Below are 944 nucleotides of genomic sequence, written 5' to 3'. Positions count from 1 at the left end.
ACGAAGCCGCACGTGAACATCGGCACGATCGGTCACGTTGACCACGGCAAGACGACGCTGACGGCGGCGATCTCGATGACGCTGGCGAAGGCCGGCGGCGGCAAGGCGATGAACTACGCCGACATCGACAACGCGCCGGAAGAAAAAGCGCGCGGCATCACGATCAACACGTCGCACGTCGAGTATGAGACGGCCAACCGTCACTACGCGCACGTGGACTGCCCGGGCCACGCCGACTACGTGAAGAACATGATCACGGGCGCGGCTCAGATGGACGGCGCGATCCTGGTCTGCTCGGCCGCTGACGGCCCGATGCCGCAGACCCGCGAGCACATCCTGCTGTCGCGTCAGGTCGGCGTTCCGGCGCTGGTGGTGTTCCTGAACAAGGTCGACATGGTCGACGACGAGGAGCTGCTGGAGCTGGTCGAGATGGAAGTGCGCGAGCTGCTGAGCTCGTACCAGTTCCCGGGCGACGACATCCCGGTGGTGAAGGGTTCGGCCCTGGCCGCCGTCGAAGGCCGCGATCCGAAGATCGGCGAAGAAGCCGTTCTGGCGCTGATGCAGGCCGTTGACGACTACATCCCGCAGCCGGAGCGTCCGATCGACTTGCCGTTCCTGATGCCGGTGGAAGACGTGTTCTCGATCTCGGGCCGCGGCACCGTGGTGACGGGTCGCGTCGAGCGCGGCATCGTCAAGGTCGGTGAAGAAGTCGAAATCGTCGGCATCCGTCCGGTTCAGAAGACGACCTGCACGGGCGTCGAAATGTTCCGCAAGCTGCTGGACCAGGGTCAAGCCGGCGACAACGTGGGCGTGCTGCTGCGCGGCACCAAGCGTGAAGACGTCGAGCGCGGCCAGGTGCTGTGCAAGCCGGGTTCGATCACCCCGCACACCAAGTTCGTGGCCGAGGCCTACATCCTGAACAAGGAAGAAGGCGGCCGTCACAC

The 944-nt window shown here is 65.0% G+C and carries 1 protein-coding gene; it reads left to right on the top strand.

Annotated elements, in window-relative coordinates:
• A partial coding sequence (tuf, locus tag AC3A3G_RS16345; protein ID WP_487488735.1) for an elongation factor Tu occupies positions 1-944 on the top strand: 944 nt, incomplete at both ends.

This window comes from Brevundimonas sp. Soil_N_31 (assembly GCF_057655995.1).
Note: the sequence above shows the minus strand (reverse complement) of the source record. Positions and strands in the feature narration are given on the sequence as shown.